The 17,777-nt window shown below is 70.6% G+C and carries 19 protein-coding genes; 7 read left to right on the top strand and 12 right to left on the bottom strand.

The features are described 5' to 3' along the window. Nucleotides 1–69: 69 nt before the first annotated feature. Nucleotides 70–723, top strand: a complete 654-nt coding sequence (locus ABH935_RS20835; RefSeq protein ID WP_370379716.1) for a helix-turn-helix domain-containing protein — start codon at nucleotides 70–72, stop codon at nucleotides 721–723. 92 nt (nucleotides 724–815) lie between these two features. On the opposite strand, the gene ABH935_RS20840 is transcribed toward ABH935_RS20835, so the two are convergent. After that, a complete protein-coding gene (locus tag ABH935_RS20840) occupies nucleotides 816–1,619 on the bottom strand; it encodes an SAM-dependent methyltransferase (RefSeq protein ID WP_370379576.1) in 804 nt (267 codons plus the stop codon). Between the two features lie 115 nt (nucleotides 1,620–1,734). After that, nucleotides 1,735–2,349, bottom strand: coding sequence for an LUD domain-containing protein (locus tag ABH935_RS20845; RefSeq protein ID WP_370379577.1), 615 nt, complete (start codon nucleotides 2,347–2,349; stop codon nucleotides 1,735–1,737). A 151-nt stretch (nucleotides 2,350–2,500) separates the two neighbouring features. On the opposite strand from ABH935_RS20845, the gene sigJ reads away from it, so the two are divergent. Beyond that, nucleotides 2,501–3,451 (top strand): RNA polymerase sigma factor SigJ, encoded by a 951-nt coding sequence (gene sigJ, locus ABH935_RS20850; protein ID WP_370379578.1) that lies wholly within the window; start codon nucleotides 2,501–2,503, stop codon nucleotides 3,449–3,451. A 7-nt stretch (nucleotides 3,452–3,458) separates the two neighbouring features. Here sigJ and ABH935_RS20855 read toward each other — a convergent pair whose 3' ends face one another. After that, a complete protein-coding gene (locus ABH935_RS20855; RefSeq protein WP_370379579.1) occupies nucleotides 3,459–3,677 on the bottom strand; it encodes a hypothetical protein in 219 nt (72 codons plus the stop codon). A 32-nt stretch (nucleotides 3,678–3,709) separates the two neighbouring features. Further along, a complete protein-coding gene (locus ABH935_RS20860; protein WP_370379580.1) occupies nucleotides 3,710–4,282 on the bottom strand; it encodes a helix-turn-helix domain-containing protein in 573 nt (190 codons plus the stop codon). A gap of 98 nt (nucleotides 4,283–4,380) precedes the next feature. Between ABH935_RS20860 and ABH935_RS20865 the strand changes: the two genes are divergently transcribed. Further along, a complete protein-coding gene (locus ABH935_RS20865; RefSeq protein WP_370379581.1) occupies nucleotides 4,381–5,040 on the top strand; it encodes a class I SAM-dependent methyltransferase in 660 nt (219 codons plus the stop codon). A gap of 8 nt (nucleotides 5,041–5,048) precedes the next feature. Here ABH935_RS20865 and ABH935_RS20870 read toward each other — a convergent pair whose 3' ends face one another. The 6 genes from ABH935_RS20870 to ABH935_RS20895 all read right to left on the bottom strand — a co-directional run bounded on the left by ABH935_RS20870 (nucleotide 5,049) and on the right by ABH935_RS20895 (nucleotide 13,542). Then, nucleotides 5,049–5,900, bottom strand: a complete 852-nt coding sequence (locus ABH935_RS20870) for a hypothetical protein (RefSeq protein WP_370379582.1) — start codon at nucleotides 5,898–5,900, stop codon at nucleotides 5,049–5,051. Nucleotides 5,901–6,172: 272 nt separating this feature from the next. Next, a complete protein-coding gene (locus ABH935_RS20875) occupies nucleotides 6,173–8,224 on the bottom strand; it encodes a cell wall-binding repeat-containing protein (RefSeq protein WP_370379583.1) in 2,052 nt (683 codons plus the stop codon). A gap of 42 nt (nucleotides 8,225–8,266) precedes the next feature. After that, on the bottom strand, nucleotides 8,267–10,273 hold the full coding sequence (locus ABH935_RS20880; RefSeq protein ID WP_370379584.1) for a cell wall-binding repeat-containing protein: 2,007 nt from the start codon (nucleotides 10,271–10,273) through the stop codon (nucleotides 8,267–8,269). A 119-nt stretch (nucleotides 10,274–10,392) separates the two neighbouring features. Beyond that, nucleotides 10,393–12,096: an LCP family protein gene (locus ABH935_RS20885; protein WP_370379585.1), complete on the bottom strand. Its 1,704-nt coding sequence runs from the start codon at nucleotides 12,094–12,096 to the stop codon at nucleotides 10,393–10,395. Then, nucleotides 12,089–12,502 carry a DUF6542 domain-containing protein gene (locus ABH935_RS20890; protein ID WP_370379586.1) on the bottom strand — a complete coding sequence of 138 codons (414 nt, stop codon included), beginning with the start codon at nucleotides 12,500–12,502 and terminating at the stop codon, nucleotides 12,089–12,091. The genes ABH935_RS20885 and ABH935_RS20890 overlap by 8 nt, the downstream gene beginning before the upstream one ends. A gap of 101 nt (nucleotides 12,503–12,603) precedes the next feature. After that, entirely contained in the window at nucleotides 12,604–13,542 is a 939-nt protein-coding gene (locus ABH935_RS20895) for a zinc-binding dehydrogenase (RefSeq protein WP_370379587.1), read from the bottom strand. Between the two features lie 66 nt (nucleotides 13,543–13,608). Here ABH935_RS20895 and ABH935_RS20900 point away from each other — a divergent pair, with 66 nt between their 5' ends. Further along, on the top strand, nucleotides 13,609–13,992 hold the full coding sequence (locus tag ABH935_RS20900; RefSeq protein WP_370379588.1) for a winged helix-turn-helix transcriptional regulator: 384 nt from the start codon (nucleotides 13,609–13,611) through the stop codon (nucleotides 13,990–13,992). Here the strand turns inward: ABH935_RS20900 and ABH935_RS20905 are convergent. After that, nucleotides 13,982–14,530 carry a MarR family winged helix-turn-helix transcriptional regulator gene (locus tag ABH935_RS20905; protein WP_370379589.1) on the bottom strand — a complete coding sequence of 183 codons (549 nt, stop codon included), beginning with the start codon at nucleotides 14,528–14,530 and terminating at the stop codon, nucleotides 13,982–13,984. The genes ABH935_RS20900 and ABH935_RS20905 overlap by 11 nt on opposite strands. Before the next feature lie 64 nt (nucleotides 14,531–14,594). On the opposite strand from ABH935_RS20905, the gene ABH935_RS20910 reads away from it, so the two are divergent. The 3 genes from ABH935_RS20910 (at nucleotide 14,595) to ABH935_RS20920 (ending at nucleotide 17,143) form a co-directional block, all read left to right on the top strand. Beyond that, nucleotides 14,595–15,902 (top strand): amidohydrolase family protein, encoded by a 1,308-nt coding sequence (locus ABH935_RS20910; protein ID WP_370379590.1) that lies wholly within the window; start codon nucleotides 14,595–14,597, stop codon nucleotides 15,900–15,902. A gap of 56 nt (nucleotides 15,903–15,958) precedes the next feature. After that, nucleotides 15,959–16,246: a hypothetical protein gene (locus tag ABH935_RS20915; RefSeq protein ID WP_370379591.1), complete on the top strand. Its 288-nt coding sequence runs from the start codon at nucleotides 15,959–15,961 to the stop codon at nucleotides 16,244–16,246. Nucleotides 16,247–16,390: 144 nt separating this feature from the next. Further along, nucleotides 16,391–17,143, top strand: coding sequence for a hypothetical protein (locus tag ABH935_RS20920; RefSeq protein WP_370379592.1), 753 nt, complete (start codon nucleotides 16,391–16,393; stop codon nucleotides 17,141–17,143). A gap of 16 nt (nucleotides 17,144–17,159) precedes the next feature. On the opposite strand, the gene ABH935_RS20925 is transcribed toward ABH935_RS20920, so the two are convergent. After that, nucleotides 17,160–17,759, bottom strand: coding sequence for a TetR/AcrR family transcriptional regulator (locus tag ABH935_RS20925; protein WP_370379593.1), 600 nt, complete (start codon nucleotides 17,757–17,759; stop codon nucleotides 17,160–17,162). Nucleotides 17,760–17,777 lie beyond the last annotated feature (18 nt).

Below are 17,777 nucleotides of genomic sequence, written 5' to 3' on the forward strand. Positions count from 1 at the left end.
TCGCGAGCGGTACGCCGTCAGAGTGCGGACCGCGTCGCCGAAGCGCAAACCTTCTTGCCGAACGGCAAAATAGAGGTCATGGAGGAACATCGCGATCACCATGAGCACCGCGAGACGCTCGACAATCCCGAGAGCCCCGATGGCCACGACGACATCGACCGCACCCTGGACGCCGTCGGACCGCGGCTGAAACGCCTGCGCCAGCGCAGCGACGTCACCCTCACCGACCTGGCGAAGCAGACCGGCATCTCGGCCAGCACCTTGTCCCGCCTCGAAGCCGGCCTGCGCCGCCCCACCCTGGAGCAGCTGCTACCGCTGGCCCGCGCGCACGGCGTCACCCTCGACGAGCTCGTCGACGCGCCGCCAACCGGCGACCCCCGCCTCAACCTGCGGCCCATCCCCTGCGGCGACGGCTCGGTCGTCCTGCCGCTGACCCGCAGGCCCGGCGGGATCCAGGCGTACAAGTTCGTGCGGCCGACCGGCCGCGACGACGACGCCCCGGACTTGCGGACGCACGAGGGGTTCGACTGGGTCTACGTGCTGAACGGGACGCTCCGGCTGGTGCTCGGAGAACACGACCTGCTGCTCAAGGCCGGGGAGGTCGCGGAGTTCGACACCCGGACCCCGCACTGGTTCGGAGCCACCGCGGCCGGGCCTGTCGAGTACCTGAGCCTCATCGGCCGCCAGGGCGAGCGTGCTCATATCCGGGCGGTGAGTCGGTAGTCCGTGAGTCGCAGTCCGCGAGCCGGTAGTCAGTGCGCTCGTAGTCAGTGCGCTGGTAGTGCCCGCGCCGGTCATCGACGACGTGCTCACGGTCAGGGCTTGCGCGCGACCCCGCAGTAATACCAGATCCGCTCGGACCCCTCCGGCGGGTCGCCGTCCGGTCGCCACCAGGGCAGGTGTGCGACGCCGGGCTCGACCAGCTCCAATCCGTCGAAGAACTCTTCGACCGCCGCCTGCGGCCGCAGCACGATCGGCGCGGTGGCCTTGTCGTACGCCGCCGCGGCCGCCCGGGCCCGTTCGGAGTCGAAGTCGTCGGTGACGTGCGAGATCGCGAGGTAGCTGCCGGAGGGCAGCGCCTTCAGCAGCCGGTCGAGGATCCCGCGCGGGTCCTCGCGGTCGGCCACGAAGTGCAGGACGGCCACCAGCATCAGCGCGACCGGCCGGTCGAAGTCGAGCGCGGCGCGCACCTCGGGGTGGTTCAGGATCTCCTCGGGGCGGCGCAGATCGGCCTGGACGATCGTGGTCGGCGCCAGGTCCGGCCGGACCAGCAACGCTCGCGAGTGCGCCAGCACGATCGGGTCGTTGTCGACGCACACCACGTGCGAGCCCGGCGCCACGGCGTGCGCGACCTCGCCGGTCCCGCCGGGCCCCGGGATGCCGGTGCCGATGTCCAGGAACTGCCGGATCCCCGCGGCGGCCAGGAACCGCACCGCACGCCCCAGGAACTCGCGGTTCGCCTGCGCCATCGCGAACGCCTCGGGATAGAACTCCAGGACCTTCGCCGCGGCGGCCCGGTCGACCGGGTAGTTGTCCTTGCCGTGGAGGAAGTAGTTGTACATGCGCGCCGGATGGGCGATCGAGGTGTCCACCTCGGGCGGCGCCCATCCCTGGCTCACCGGGCTCACGACATTGTGCTGCGGCAGTTCCGACACCGGCCCGCCCCCTCGATCTCGACGCCGGCGGTGAGCCGGACCGCGGTTCGATGGCACATCGTACTCTGACGTCAGACGGTCAGAATCCGACGGCCTCGCGCAGGAGTAGCACGGTGCCGCGTCCGGGGATCAGCTCTCTGTTGAGCACCAGCATGCGACTCACCGTGCTGGGCGATTTGTACGCCTGCATGGTGCGCGCGCTCTCCAGCGGCAGGCAGTGTTCCTCGACCCGGCGCAGGGCCGTGGCCAGGTCGGGCACCACCTTCTGCGCGCCGACGATCCAGATCGCGTGGGCGGCGCCGCCGGCGTTGGCCGGCAGTTGGCTGCCGGTGCCGGAGGCCAGGACCAGCGAGCCGGTCTCGGTGACCGCGGCGACGCTGTTCACGACGTAGTCGGGAGTGGCGCTCATCCTGCGGATCGCGTCTGCCTCGGTGGCGCGGTCGGCGGCCAGCACGCGCGGCCGGACGGCGTCGTACCGGCCGCCGGCGTTGATGTCGTCGTCGATGCCGGACTGCCGCAGGGTCTCGCTGGCGCCGGTGAAGACGGTGGCCCGGTCCGGTATCAGATCCTTGACGCGGATCCGGGCGGCGGCGACGTCGTCGAGTACTTCGACGACGAAGCCGCGGGCGCGCAGCGCGGCGGCGGTCCGGTCCAGCTGCTCCGGGCTCGCAGGGGTGGCGAACGACTCGTTCACGGCGGTCTCCTGTCTTCTCGTCTCATGTCTTCTGGTCTCATCACTTCGACAAGACAGCCGCCTGGAACGTCAGGTGTGTCGCCTCACACTTCGCCGCGCTGCCTTGTCGTCATGGGTAGAGAGACAGACACGACCGAGGAGGTGGGGGACCATGACCACGCAATCCGAGCTGGGTCATGAGCTGGAAAACGGCGGACCCGATCCCGCTGTCAGCGCGATCATGGGCGAGCGGCGCTCGCTGATCAACATCGGCTACCGGCTTCTCGGCTCCCTCGCCGACGCGGAGGACGTCGTGCAGGAGGCGTATGCCCGCTGGTACGCGATGTCCGCGCAGGAGCAGCAGGAGATCGCGTCGCCCGGGGCCTGGCTGACCACGGTCGCCAGCCGCATCTGCCTGAACCTGCTGGCCTCGGCGCGGGTCCGGCGGGAGACGTATGTCGGCGAGTGGATCCCGGAGCCGCTGCCCGAGCCCACGGAGTGGATCGGCGGGCACCGCGCGGCCGGCGGGGGCGACCCGGCCGACCGGGTCACCTTCGACGAGTCGGTGACGATGGCCTTCCTGGTTGTCCTGGACGCGATGACGCCGGCCGAGCGCGTCGCCTTCGTCCTGCACGACGTGTACCGCTACCCCTTCGGCGAGGTCGCCGAGATCGTCGGCCGCAGCCCGGCCGCCTGTCGCCAGCTGGCCTCGTCCGCGCGTCGTCGCATCCGGACCGCGCGGGCGCCCGCCGGCCCGAGTGCGGAGCAGGCCGCGATCGTGCGGGACTTCAAGGCGGCGTGGGCGACTCAGGACATCGACGCGCTGATCGGCCTGCTCGATCCCGAGGCCACGGCGACCGCCGACGGCGGCGGGTTCGTCCCCACGCATCCGGAGCCCATCGTGGGCGGCGTGGAGATCGCCCACGCCTACGCCGAGCTCGCGTACGCGGTGGCCGACCGTGCGATGTTCGTGGAGTACACGGTCAACGGGCTGCCCGGACTGGTCGCACAGCAGGACGGCCGCACGCTGAGCGTGTTCGCGTTCGAGGTCGTGGACGGACGGATCCGGCACATCTGGGCGGTGGCGAATCCCGAGAAGATCCGTCCGTGGCAGGCCGCGTGACCGCGCGTCAGCCGAGCGGGTCGGGCCATTCGTGGGCGGGCAGCAGCTCGCGGAGGAGCGCCGCCCGCCCGCGTCCCAGGACCACCTCGGTGTCGATGCACACGCCCGCGTAGACGTTGCCGTCCTCGGTGATTAACGCCGCGCCGACGTCGCCGAACAGCCGGTCGCCGACCCGGTGCGGATGGACGATGGCCTGGGCGGCGGCGATGAGGTCGTCGTTCGGCACAGTGATCATTGAGGGGAAGCCCGATCCGCGTGTCAGGCGGTACGCACCTTGAGATGCGCGCGCTCTCCCTGCTTCCCGAACAGGATCAGGAGTTCGACGGTGCGCTCGCCGTCGGCCCCGAGCCAGTGCGGTACCCGGGTGTCGAACTCGGCGGCTTCGCCCGGCTTGAGGACCAGGTCCTGGTCGCCGAGCAGGAGGCGCAGCCGGCCGGCGATGACGTAGAGCCACTCGAATCCCTCGTGGGTCTTCAGGTCCGGCTCGGCGTCGGGCCGCGGTGGGATGAGGAGCTTGTGGGCCTGGACGCCGCCGGGGTGGCTGAGCGGGATGTGGGTCATGCCGTGGCGCGTCACCGGCCGTGGGTGGATGCGCGGATCGCCGGTGCGGGGTGCGCCGACGAGGTCGTCGAGCGGGACGGCGTAGACCTCGGCGAGGGGGAGGAGGAGCTCCAGGGTCGGTTTGCGGGTGCCGTTCTCCAAGCGGGACAGGGTGCTCTCGTTGACGCCGGTGTGCTCGGCGAGTTCGGCGAGCGTCATTCCGCGACGGTGGCGCAGGTCGCGCAGGCGCGGGCCGACGGCGTCAAGGATGTGCTGCTTGGTGTTCGGCATGACTTCAGATTGCTGAAACGGCATGAAAGATTGCAAGTTCGGCAGGGCGCGGCGCAAGGTCGTCGGTGCCGGACCACGCTGCGAAAAGGAGACCTCAGGTGCACAGCGACCTCGATACCGATACCGACTCCGCGACCTTCTGGGAGAAGCACTACGCACGGCTGAACGCCAACTGGGGCACCAAGCCCAACGTGGTGCTGAAGGATCTCGTCACCACCTTCGCCCCGACCCCGGGCACAGCGCTGGACCTGGGCTGCGGCCACGGCGGCGACGCGATCTGGCTCGCCGGCCAGGGCTGGGACGTCACCGCCGTCGACGTCTCGCAGACCGCGCTGGACCGGGTCGCTGAGGGCGCCTGGGCCGTCAGCGTGGCGGACCGGGTCCACCCGGTCCGCCACGACCTCGCCGAGAACTTCCCTTCCGGCGACTTCGATCTGGTCTGCGCCACGTACTTCCACATGCCGCTCGAATTCCCCCGCACCGAGGTGCTGCGTCGGGCGGCGCGCGCGGTGGCGCCGAACGGCCTGCTGATCGTGGTGGAGCACGCTTCGGTGGCGCCGTGGTCGTGGCAGGCCGGTCAGGACGTGCAGTTCCCCACGCCTGAGGAGGTGGTGGCGTCGCTGCGGCTTGACGAGGGGTGGCGCGTCGAGCGATGTGATGCGCCGCAGCGGACGGCCACCAATCCGCAGGGGCAGACCGCGATGGTCACCGAGAACGTCATCGTGCTGCGACGCCTCGTGACGCAAGGCCAGAACTAGAGCTAGAGCTAGGACAGCCGGGTCGCGGTGTAGTTCTTGAACAGGATGTAGGTGTCGATGATGTCCGAGGGCGCGCTCTCGATCGAGCGGTAGATGCCCCACTTGGGCCGCACGTACGAGGTGTTCGCGGGGATGACCACGTTCTTCAGGCTGCCCTTCATGTAGACGGGGGAACTCGGGTCCGTCCCGTTGAGCAGTGCGAAGGTGGCGGCGCCCCGCTGGCCGATGGTCAGGGTCCACTGCACCGTGACCCACCGGTCCCGGAGGGGCGCGAGGCGGCCGGCGGCGATGTCGGGCGCTCCGGGGGTGCCGTACGCCCTCGCGTTGATCATCTCCGTGCCGCCGGAGCCGCGCGTGAGGTCGAGGGTGCACCAGGGGCCGGCGTCGGGGTCGACGGTCTTGGTCTGGAAGATGTGCGTGAAGCGGCTGGTGCCGTGCAGCGTCGAGGGCATGTACATGGCGTAGTCGATCTGCCAGGTCTGGCCGTTCAGCATCTTGAAGGCCGTGCCGTTCTGCACCATTCCCTTGACCTCGGTGCGCTGGCGGTCGTTCGAGCCGGTGGTGTCGAGGTCGTCGTGCCAGATGTTGAGCCGGTAGTGGTCGGCGTTCTCGACCAGGGCGTACGTGCGGTCCGGATGCCGGTGGCCCCGGTCGGCCTCGACGCCCTCGAAGGCGTTGAGCTTGTCCACGGCCGGGACCGGATGCCACAGCGGCGTCGCGGCGGGGCGCGATCCGGTGGCCCAGGCGGGCACTTCGCCCAGCGCGCTGAGCGCTACCGGTGCGGCGATCGAAGAGACCGCCAGGGATCGGATGACTGTACGCCTGCTCACGATCGTGGGGCGACGGGTGGGGTCTGTCATGATCGTGACTCCTTCCAGCTCAAGGGGCGAAGAGAGACTTCACAGCGGGTTCGCGCGGGGGTGGCGTGAGGTCTCATACATCTGATATCTCGCCAGGTTAGTTAAGTTTCCTAACTCTGTAAACACTCGAACGCCGAGGGCGCGCCCGGAGCGATCCTGTGCGGATCGTCCGAGCGCGCCCTCGGCGTGTCAGGGTGCGTCGATTACTCGACGAATCGACTCATCGACTACGAAGTCATCGGCTGCGGCATCGGCTGCGGCTACGGCATTGACTACGGCAGCGCCGGAGCATCCCGGTCGACCGCCGAGTCCCAAGCGCCGGCGCCGAACGCGTTGTTCGCGATCGCGCTGAGCGCGCCGTTGCTCACGACCGAGGTCCCGCCGAACACGACGAGCCCCTTCAGATGCGCGCCGCTCACGACAGCGGCCTGCGAACCGGGCGTGCCGCCGGCGTCCGCGAGCAGCAGCGGGCCGCCCTGGTTGCCGATCAGCGCGCCGCCGGACAGCGCGTCCGGCCAGTTGCCCGCGGTGGCGACGCCGACCATCGAGTAGCGTCCGGCCGCGCCGGAGCCGAACAACGGCGAGGCGGCGACCTTGGCCGCGGTCTCGTAACGGTTCGCGCCGGCCAGCGGCGTGACGCCGGTCCAGGACGGGAACGCCGCCGCGACCGCCTTCACCGCCTGGCCGCCGACCGCGTAGACGCGCTGGACGTGCGGGTCGATCCACTTCAGGTAGTCGGCGGTCTCCTTGGGCATGGACGTGCCGTCGGTGAGCACCACCACGCCGCCGTTGAGGCCGTTGGACTCGCCCGGCCCGGTGTAGCGCTCCTGCCCGGCCGCGACGCCGGCCGCCAGGGCGTCCGGGTAGTCGACGCCGGTGGCGATCAGCACCGAGCTGGTCTGGTGCGGCGTCCCGCTGATGTCTTGCGCGATCGCCACGGCGGTCGCGTAGCGGTTGTCGCCGGCGACCCGCTGGACGTAGAAGCCCAGTGCGGTCAGGCGGTTCGCCACCGCCGGGCTCAGCGCCGCGGTCCCGCCGAGGACGAACACGGTCGAGTGCGGCTGGAGGATCCGGGTGAGCTCGGCCTCGACGCCCTTGTTCAGCGACGCCGTCGGGGTGAGCAGCAGCGGACCGTTCTCCTGGATGGCCAGCGCGGTGCCGCCGAGCGCGTCGGCGAAGGTGTCGCTGCGGGCCAGGACGGCGGAGGAGGCCTTGCGCCCGCTGCCGTTCTTGTCGTCGTAGGTCCACTTCGACGCCGCGATCGACGTGGCGATCCGGTCGCTGCCGCCGACGCGGTCGGCGACCGGCCGGGAGCCGAAGTTCGCCGAGCCGTCCACCCAGTCCACGAACTGCACCGGCATGATGTTCGGCTTGGTGCCGACGATCGTGGCGACCGTGTGCGGGGTCTGGTTCGGCCGGTCCGGCACGGTCTGGATGGCCGAGGTCCAGGTGTAGTTCCCGGGACCGGTCTGGGCGGAGGACGTGTCCGTGTAGACAAGGCTGCCGGACGCGCCGTACGCGAGTGCCTGCATGGTGTGGTTCGCGGCCAGGCTGACCGTGGGGTGCATGATGTCGTCGCTGTTCACCGGATTGCCGAACAGCGTTTCGGCCGGCTGGGTGGAGCCGGGAGGGGCCAGTGGGTAGTCCATCGCGTACCGGGTGCCGTCGGGCGAGATCGCCGAGGGCGTGTAGTTGTTCCCTCCGGTCGGCGCGGGCAGCAGGTCGCCGGGGCGGTGGATCGCGTAGCCGCTGTACTGGGCCGGCGAGCGGCCCGAGCAGACCCGGGCGAAGTAGATGTAGCCGTTGTGTGTGGTCTGCGGCGAGGTGTCTTTGCAGTCGCCCGAGTCGGTGAACGCGACCGTCGGGGTGCCGGAGCCGTCCGCCTTCGTCTGGAAGATCTGGCCGTTCGCGGAGTAGTAGACGAGCTTGCCGTCCGGCGACCAGGCCAGGCTCGTCCGGAAGGTGCCGTCGATCGCGCCGACGACCTTGTGCGCGCCGCTGCCGTCCGCGGCGGACACCCACAGCGCCGACCCGCTGTTGCTGCTGGCCGCGAACGCGGCCTGCGATCCGTCCGGGGAGTACTTGAGGCCGAACACGGACATCGTGCTCGGGTCGTAGCCGCCGCCGCTCGGGGTGATGGCGTGCTGGTCGGAGCCGTCCGCGTTGACGACCGACCAGCCCGGGCCGGTGCCGCCGAACGCGATGAACGAGTTCTGATAGGCCGGGGCCGCCTGCGCGGCGGGCTGGGACACGGCCAGCATCCCGCCGACGGCTGCCGCCGCCACCGCGGCCGCACCGAGGCGGACGCGCATACGTGAGGTCATTTCTTGCCGATCCTTATAAGCAGACGAGAAGAGGATTCAGAACTACTTGAGCGCAGGAGCCTGGCGGTTCAAGCCCGCGTCCCAGCCGCCCGCACCGAACGCGGTGTTCGCCGTCGCGTTCAGCACCGTGCCGGAGACCACGGACGTGCCGCCGAACACCGCGATCCCGCCGAGTCCGGGCGTACCCAGGACACTGGCTTCCTGCGCGGTCAGACCGTTGGGTCCGGCCAGCAGTAGCGGCCCGTGCTGCAGCCCGATCAGCGCGCCGCCGGACAGCGCGTCCGGCCAGTTCGCGGCCGTCGCGATCCCGACCTCGTGCAGCGTCGGACCGAACATCGAGTGCGTCGCGACCTGGTAGGCGGTCTGGTAGCGGTCGGCGCCGGCCAGCGGCGTGGTCAGGCCCTTCCACTGCGGGAAGGCCTTGGCCACGGCGGTGGTCGCCTGGCCGCCGACGGTGTAGACGTGGGTCTTGGCCGGGTCGAGCTTGGCCAGGTAGGCCTGGGTCCAGGGCAGCAGGCCGGTGCCGTCGGACAGCATCACGACACCCGTGCCGTTCGGGTCCTGAGCCGCCGCCGCGCCGGCGGCCAGCGCGTCGGGGTAGTCCAGGCCGGTCGCGACGAACACCGAGTGCGGGGCGGAGACCGGAACCCGCACGCCGGCCTTCCAGCTGTAACCGGTGATCTGGTCGGCGATGGCCTGCGCGGTGCCGTAGCGGTCGTCGGCGTAGGACTTGCCGTCGCCGGCCACCCGCACCGGCGTGAAGCCCAGCGCACCGACCTGGGCGTCGATCTCGGTGCTCAGCGCCTTGGTGCCGCCGAGGATGTAGACGTTCGCGCCGTGCGGCAGGATGCGCGTCAGCTCCGCGCCGATCCGCGGGTCGAGCGAGGTGGTGCCGGTCATGAACAGCGGACCGTCCTTCTCGGCCGCCAGCGCGTTGCCCGCGAGGGCGTCGGCGAACAGGTCCGAGCGGCTGATGACCGCGCTGGCCGCCTGGCGGCCGCCGGTGCCGGTGGTGTCGAAGGACCACTGCGAGGCCTTGACCGAGGTGTCGACGCGATCGGCGCCGCCGATGCGGTCGGCGACCGGGCGGGCCGGGGCCGTGCTCGCGCCGTTCTGCCAGCTGGCCTCAGAGGTGATGTCAGAGCCGGTCGCGATCGGCACCAGCGGCGAGCCGGGCTTGACGGCGACCTTGTTCAGCACGTTGATCTGCGGCGAGGAACCGTTGGGCTTGCTGGTCCAGGTGAGCAGGCTCGCTCCGTCCGGGGACCAGGCGATCGGGCCGCCGACATTCTCGGGACTGATCTGGACCGGGGCGCCGCCGGCGGCCGGGATGATGTTCAGACCGGTGCCGCTGGGGGTGAAGAGCGAGATGTACGCGATCCACTTGCCGTCGGGGGAGAAGGCCATGGACGACTGCGGCCGGAAGCCCAGCTGGCGCAGCGAGGTCGCGCCGGGATCCAAGGCCACGGCGATCGGCCATCCCGACCCCGGACACTGCTCGGAGAACGCGACGAGGCCGTTCGGTGCCACCGTCGGCGAAGCCGACACGCAGTTGGTCTGCCCGGGCAGCACGGACAGACCGGAACCGTCCACGTCGATCACGTTGACCTGGCCGCCGGCGTACTGCGCGTGGTCTGCGACGAAGTAGATCTTCGTGGCGTCCGGGGACCAGGCCAGGCTCTGCACATGTGTGAACCCACCGATGACGCGGTGCGCGTTCGCGCCGGAAGCGTCGGCGATCCACAGCTCGGCCGTCCCCGGGACGCTCTTGGAGGTCACCACGAACGCGACCTTCGCTCCGTCCGGCGAATACTCGACCTGCGACACCGCGCCGGTGCCCGTGTACCCACCACCGCTCGGGGTCACCGCGTGGGCGTTGGAGCCGTCGGCGTTGGCCTCGGTCCAGCCGGCCGTGTTGTCGGGCCAGGCGATGTGGCCGTTGACGTGCTGTGCGGCCGCCTGCGCGGCGGTCGACGGCAGCGCCATGACCCCGGCCGCCGCGGCGAGCACGCCGACCGAGGCGAGCACGCGGGACCTGCGTCGAGACATGGAGGATCCCCCCTCTTGATGGACTTGAGGGGATCTTGGGGCCTGGAGGATCGCGTCGGGTCCCGCAACCTGCGTATTCAAGGGACGCACAAAGTGTCTATACGCAGGTTGCGATGGGGTCAGTTGATGCAGGGAATCCCGTTCTGCGAATCGGGCCCGTTCCCGGCGATCGTCCCACCGTTCTCACCGTTGCCCGAATCGGTCGTCGTCGCTGAGGACGACGGCGTCGAACTGCCCGACGTCGTGCTCGTCGTGCTCGTCGTCCCCGGCGTCGTCGGAACCGTCCCGACCGTCCCGGCGACGATCGCGTCGCCCTTGTCCGTACCGATGAAGACCTGCACCGCGCCGGCGCTCAGCGCATCGCTGGCGGTCGGGGTCACCCCGCCGCCGAGCTGCGCGGCGACGGCCTGAGCGGCCGCCGAAGCGCCGCTTCCGTACAGCACCGTCGTGTGTTGGTGGTAGGGGCGGATGTTGTTGCCGACCGAGGTGGTCAAGCCGAGGGCGGTCAGGGCCGCGGCCTCCTTGGTGGCCGCGTTGTTCACGCCGGAGGCGTTGAACACCACGGCGGTGCCGGTGACGTGCGGGGGAGGCGTGCTGGTCGCGCTGGGGGTGGGCGCCGGGGTCGGCGAGGTGACCGGCGTCGTGGGAGCCGGGGCGGTGGCGTCGCTGCCCGCGAAGGCGTTCTTCACGAAGGACTGGACCGTCGGGATGTCGATGGCGTTGCCGACCTCGTGGTTCTTGCCGATCCACTTCCACTCCGAGTCGGTGACGATCGGGGCGGTGCGGAAGGAGGTGCTGCTGTCGGACAGGCTGGAGGCGTTGCCGGCGAAGTCCAGCAGGTCCCAGCCGCTGTCGATGATGACGTCCTTCTCGGCGGTGCCGATCAGGCTGTCCATCTTCGACAGGTCGCTGAGTATGCCCTGGTCCTTGAGCTTCTTCAGCACCGCGGTGATGTAGGCCTGCTGGCGGTGCGTGCGGTCCAGGTCGCCGTTGGGCAGGTCCTCGCGCTCGCGGACGAAGGACAGCGCCTGCGTCTGGGTCTGGAGGGTGAAGACGCCCGCCGGGAAGTCCGCGCCGGAGTTCTCGTCCTTGGTCGGCCGCTTCAGGCAGACCTGGACCGGGCCGACGTCGCCGGCGACGTCGTAGAACCCCATCAGGTTCACCTCGGCGAAGTGGTCGATCGGGATGTTCAGCAGCGCTTCCAGGGTGGCGATCTGCGCCTTGATCCCGGCGGCGTGGCCGATCTTCGCAAGTTGGTGGACGTCGGTGGTGCCATTCGCCGAGGCCTTCTGCGTCGCGTAGTAGTAGGCGTTGCCGTAGGCCTCCTTCACCTTCATCGTGCCCATCGAGTTGCCGTCGCCGTCCTGCGCGTCGACCCAGTCGTCGCGCGGGATCGACACCGCGGTCGGCGTGCCGTTGTTCGCCGGGATGTGGAGGATGATCTCGCTGTTGGCGTTCTGGCCGCCGAGCAGGTCGGAGGCGGAGCCGGCGTGCAGCTCGTCGTGCACGACGCTGTCCGGCAGCGGGTCGCCGTTCATCGCGTACCGCGAGTCGAGGCCGACCAGCAGGACGTTGACGGACTTGTCCAGGCCGGTGTGCTTGGGCGCCGGCGCGCCGTGGGACAGGTGCACCTGGCTGGTGTCCACGGTCTGCACACCACTGTCCAGCTTGTGCACGCCGTACCAGGCCACGCCCGAGCCGGCCAGCACGGCGGCCCCGGCCAGCGCGAAGACGCTGCGCGCGGCGATAATCGCCGGCGGGGTCCGGCGTACCGCGGTGCCAGCCTGCGCAGCCTTCTCGTCTTCTTTCCCCGTCTTAGCCACGGTGCGCCCCGGCCGACTTCGGCTCCCCGCCCCGGCCGACGGCGGCCTTGAGCAGCGCCACCACGATCACGGCCCCCAGCGCCACCAGCGTGATGACGAAAGCGTGGTGCAGCGCGCTCACGGCATCCGTGCCCATCTTCGTGCGGTTGGTCCCGCTCGGCTCGGACAGCAACATCCCCAGCACCGCGGAGGGCACCACGATCATCGGCTGCGCCGGCACCAGCCACCACAGCCCGCGGCGGGTCGCCAGCAGCGTCGCCGCGCACGCGCCGAGGACCGCACCGGCCTGGAACACCGGACCGTCGCCGCTGCCGCGCATCCCGGCCGCGATGCCCGCCGCGACCGGGATGCCCACGGCGAGCAGGGCTGTCAGCCCCGCCCGCGCGCGTTCGTCGAGCCCCGCCATGTCTTGTCCCCCGTCTGTGCTGAGGTTCTCCCTTGTGGGGGACGCATGGATGTTCGGGGTGGTTCCCGGCTGAGACGAATTCGTGACGACCGTGCGGGTGGTCAGCCGATCGTGAGCACCGCGTTGCCCTGCACCCGGCGCTCGTAGACGTCGACGAGGGCCTGCGCGGTGTCGGCCCAGTCGGCGACGCGCCCGACCTCGGGGTGCAGACGGCCCGCGGCGACCAGGCGGACCAGGGTGGCGATGTCCTGGCCGTCGGTGAACGGCGAGATCCAGTGCGGGAAGTGCTTGATGGTCAGCGGGGTCGAGGCCATCAGGCTGAAGAAGTCCAGGGTCGGCGCCTTCAGACTGGCCTGGCCGTACCAGAGCACCGTGGCGCCGGGCGCGGCCTTGCCGACCGCGTCGGCGAACTCCTGGCCGCCGACGGATTCGAAGACCAGGTCGAACCGGCCCTCGGCGTCGGCGGCGCGCTTCACCACCTGCGCGGCGCCGAGCTCCCGCAGCCGGACCGCCCGGGTGTCGTTCGACGTCACCGCGACGATCTCGGCCCCCGCGCCGACCAGCAGCTCGGTCAGGAAGAAGCCGACGCCGCCGGCCGCGGCCGTGACCAGCGCGCGGCGCCCCACGATGTCGCCGGCCGCCCGGACCAGCCGCAGCGCCGTGAGCCCGGCGAGTGGGAGGGCTGCCGCGGTCGGCGCGGAGACCGCGTCGGGCAGCTCGGCGAGCCTGCCGGTCGGGACCGCGACCTGCTCGGCCCAGCCGGTGCCCTCCGGGTGGCCGACGACGCGGGCGCCGACGGCCGGGCCGGAGCCGTCGGCGGCGGCCCGGACCACCACGCCGGCGATGTCCTGGCCGGGGCGCCAGCCCTTGTCCACGGGGCGGCCGTAGGCGCCGGTCAGGAACAGGGCCTCGCCGCGGTTGACGGAGAAGGCTTCGACCGCGACCACGGCTTCATCGGCCTGCGGTTCGGGCTCGGGGACGTCGGCGATTTCCAGAGAGTCGGCCAGCACGTTCAGGCCGGTGGCGATGACAGCTTTCATGCCTTCGACGTTAGGCACCCAGCTCTCCCATTGAAAGAAGGCACCTGCCAGTTGTATAGGTACCTGGTGGAAACCATCGAGGTAAAGGCCTGGAACGTCTTCGAAAGCAACTGTCCGTCCCGGCAGATCTTCGAGCGGATCTCTGACCGCTGGACCGGCATCGTCCTGATGGCGCTGGAGGACGGGACCCTGCGCTTCTCGGAGCTGAAACGGAAGGTCGAGGGCGTCAGCCAGAAGATGCTGACCCAGACTCTGCGGGCCCTGGAGCGCGACGGACTGGTCAGCCGCGAGGTGTTCCCGACCGTGCCGGTGACCGTCGAGTACACGCTGACCAAGCTCGGAACCAGCCTGCTGGCCACCGTGCAGCAGGTTCGGGCGTGGGCCTACGCCAACATCGAGGAGATCGACGCGGCGCGGGGCGAGTACGACCGGCGCGCGCTCAGTTCCTGACGCGGCGCACCCGCGCGGCTGCCGGCTGGACCGCGACCGCACCGGCCGGCGGCGTGGCGGGGATCGCGCGCAGCGCCCGGGTCGCGGTCTCGACGACCTCGGGCGGCAGCCCGGCGAACACCGCCTCGTGGGCCGCGCTGGTGGCCCGGACCGCGCGCTCGGCGAGGGCCACGCCCTCCGGGGTGAGGCGGATCAGGGTGCTGCGGCCGTCGGCGGGGTCCGGTTCGCGGTGGACGAGGCCGTCGGCGGCCAGCCGGTTGATGACGTTGCTGGTGCCGCCGGTGCTGAGCATGAGGTCCTGCGTCAGCTCGTTGGAGCGCAGGCGGTAGGGCGCCCCGGCGCGGCGGAGCGAGAGCAGGACGTCGTAGGCCGCGACGGTGAGGCCGAGGGCCGGCAGTTCGGCGCGGGTGGCCGCGTCCAGGCGGCCGGCCAGGATGAGGACGCGCTTGGTGAGCTCGGTGCTCGGCCCCAGGACCTCCGGCAGCTCGGCGCGCCAGGCCGCGATGAGCTGCTCGGCGCGGTCGGGAGGGCTCGTCACGCTTGACAGCGTAGACCCCTTCCCCGATAGCTTTTAATAAAGCTTTCTTTGGAGGGGTTTTCTCATGGGCGCTTCCCGCCTGCTCGTCTCCGGCATCGCGTGCCTCATCGACTTCGACGACGCCGCTCTGTCCGGACCGCCCGCTTCCGCCGTCCCGACCGTGCGCTCCGGCGTCGACCTGCTGATCGAGGACGGCCGCATCGTCGAGGTCGGCGCCGGTCTGCCGGCCGGGACCGCCGAGGTCATAGACGCCTCGGATCGCGTGGTCCTGCCCGGCTTCGTCGACACCCACCGCCACCTGTGGCTGACCGCGTTGCGGGCACTGACCACCGAGACCGACCTCGGCGGCTATCTGGAGTCGGTCGCGGGCCGCCTCGGACCGCGGTTCACGCCGGACGACCTCCGCGCGAGCGCCTACTTCGGCGCCCTCGAATGCCTCGACGCCGGGGTCACGACGGTGCAGGACTACGCCCACGCGATGCGGTCGCCCGACCACGCCGACGCGGCCGTGTCCGCTCTCGAAGCGTCCGGCATCCGCGCGGTGTTCGGCTATGGCTTCCCGGTCTTCAGCACGGCCCGGGACCTCGTCGACATCCGCCGTGTCCGCGAACGCTACTTCCCGGCGGACGACGGCAGCCTGCTGACCATGGCGCTGTCTCCGATGGGGCCCTCGTACTCGCCGATCGAATCGGTGCGCGAGGACTGGAAGTTGGCGCGCGAGCTGGCTCTGCCGATCGCCGTGCACGTCGGTGCCGGGCCGGTCGCCCAGCGCCCGATCGCCACTCTGGAGCGCGAGGGCCTGCTCACCGCCGGCACGGTCTACGTCCACGCCAACTCCCTGCCGGACGAGGAACTGCGTCTGATCGCGTCCTCCGGCGGCTCGGTGGCGATCGCCCCGGCCGTCGAAGCGCAGATGGGCCACGGCGCCCCGATGATCGGACGGCTCCGGGCCGCGGGGATCGGCTACGGCCTCGGCGTCGATGTGGTCACCGCCACCGCCGGCGACATGTTCACGCTGATGCGCGCCGCCCTGGTCACCGGCTACCTGGGCGCGGGCTCGCGGCCCTCGCCGGCCGACGTGCTGCGGGCCGCGACCCTCGGCGGAGCCGAGGTTCTCGGCCTGGCCGGGCGGATCGGCTCGCTGCGCGCCGGCAAGCGGGCCGACCTCGTGCTGCTTCGCGCCGACGCGCCGAACCTGCTGCCGCTGCATCACGACCCGGTCGGCACGGTCGTTTCGTCGGCGCACCCCGGTAACGTCGACACCGTGATCGTGGACGGTCGCGTCGTGAAGCGAGACGGGGCACTGGTCGCCGGAAGTCTTCCGGCGGCGCGCGAAGCTCTGCTCGCCGCCGCGCACCGTATCGCCGGGTGAAGTCGGCTTATACACTCGTCAGGGACGTGATGGGTTGAACACGAGGGGGGCGTGAAATGCCGGATCTTGCTGTTGACGTCGATGCGCTGGACACTTTCGGCGGGCAGTTGGAGTCCATCAGGACACGGATGAACGCGGCGCGCGACTGGACGCACCAGTACGACGGACAGATGGGCGCGGCGGAGGTCGAGAACGCGCTGCACTCGTTCTCGTCGGGGTGGAAGGACGGCCGGACGGAGATCGACGGATCTCTGAAGGCCCTGTCCGACATGCTGAAGAACTCGGCGGACAACTTCCGGCAGCTGGACACCGATCTGGCGAAGCCGCTGCAGCAGAAGCAGTAGCGGCCCGGATCCGACGCGGCGTCGGCGGCCGGGAGTCGTCGGCGCCGCCGGTTGAACGCTGTTGGACAGTTGAACGCCCCGTGGAAATAAGAGCAGCTGACGGTACTCTGTCAGCTGCTTGTCAGACGTACGGGGAGGGAACCGATGACCGAGCAGCCGAACAACGGTTGGCCCAACAACGGTCAGCCGTACCAGCAGCCTCCGCAGGCGCCGTACCCGTATCCGCAAGGGCAGGGGCAGCAGCCCGCGCAGCAGCCGTATCCCTATCCGCAGCAGCAGCAGGGATATCAGGGTCCGCCGCCGCAGCAACCCTCCGCGAATCCGCACCCGCAGCAGCCTTACCCGCCGCAGCAATACGGGGCGCCGCAGCCGTATCCGCAGCAGCAGCCGTATCCCCAGGTCCCGCCGCAGCAGTACCCCGGCCAGCAGCCTGGCGGCCAGCCGTACCCGGGGCAGCAGTACCCGGGACAACAATTCCCGGGCCAGCAGTTTCCCGGCCAGCAGCCCTACGGTCAGCCGCCGCAGGGCCCGGACCAGGCCCAAGCACAGGCGGCGCCGAAGCCGAAGAAGAAGCACGGCGGCTGGTGGTACTTCTTCGTCATCCTGTTCAGCCCCCTCATAGCCGTCGCGTTCGTGCTGTACGGCCTCTACTGGACCCTCTGCTGGGTCCTGACCCCGGTCGCGCTGGTCCTCCACTTGGTGTTCTGCGGCCTCGGTCTCATCTGGTACTCGGGAGTGAAGGTCCTGGCCTCGGGCCGTTCGAGGTTCCGCCTGTTCCAGCCGCTGTACCCCAAGTTCCCGCCGTTGTGGACCGGCGAGTACTGGGTCCGGCTGAACAAGAACATCCGGTCGTTCTTCGAGTTGCTCGGCGGGCTCGCGGAGCTGCTCAACTGGTGAGCTGCCGGCTGGTGAGCTACCGGACCAGATCCGCCAGATGCCCGGCCACGACCGCCCGGGCCTCGTCCGCCGTCAGCCGGGGCGGGTCGGCCGTCAGCTGGATCACCAGTCCGTCCAGCAGCGCGTGCAGCCGCTGGGACTCCAGGGCCTGATCACGGCCGGTCCCGAGCCGTCCGATCTGGTCCAGCGTCATCATGACGCTGTCCACCGAGCCCCTGATCGCGTCGTCGATCTCCTGTCGCCGGCGGGCCAGGCGGAGGTCGGACCGGGCCAGTGTGACCAGGGCGAACCAGACCTCGGATTCCACCCGCCGAGGCGGATCCAGCGGCAGCAGTTGCTCCAGGTGTTCCTGCAGCACTTCCGGCGTGGGCACCCCGGCGCCGCCCTCGTGCAGTTCCCGGACCCGGTCCTGCGCCATGCCGACGATCAGGTCCACGGCGAACAGGACCATCTCCGCTTTGTCCGGGAAGTAGTGCCGCAACGCACCGGCCGACCAGCCGGCCTCCTGCGCGACTGAGCGCACCGTCACCGCGTCGAAGCCGTCCCGCAGCGCGACCCGCCACAGAGCCTCGCTGAGTTCGGCGCGGCGGCGCTCGTGGTCGACGACTTTCGGCACGGCGCCATTCTCACACAC

The sequence above is a fragment of the Catenulispora sp. GAS73 genome, assembly GCF_041262085.1.
GTDB lineage: Bacteria > Actinomycetota > Actinomycetes > Streptomycetales > Catenulisporaceae > Catenulispora.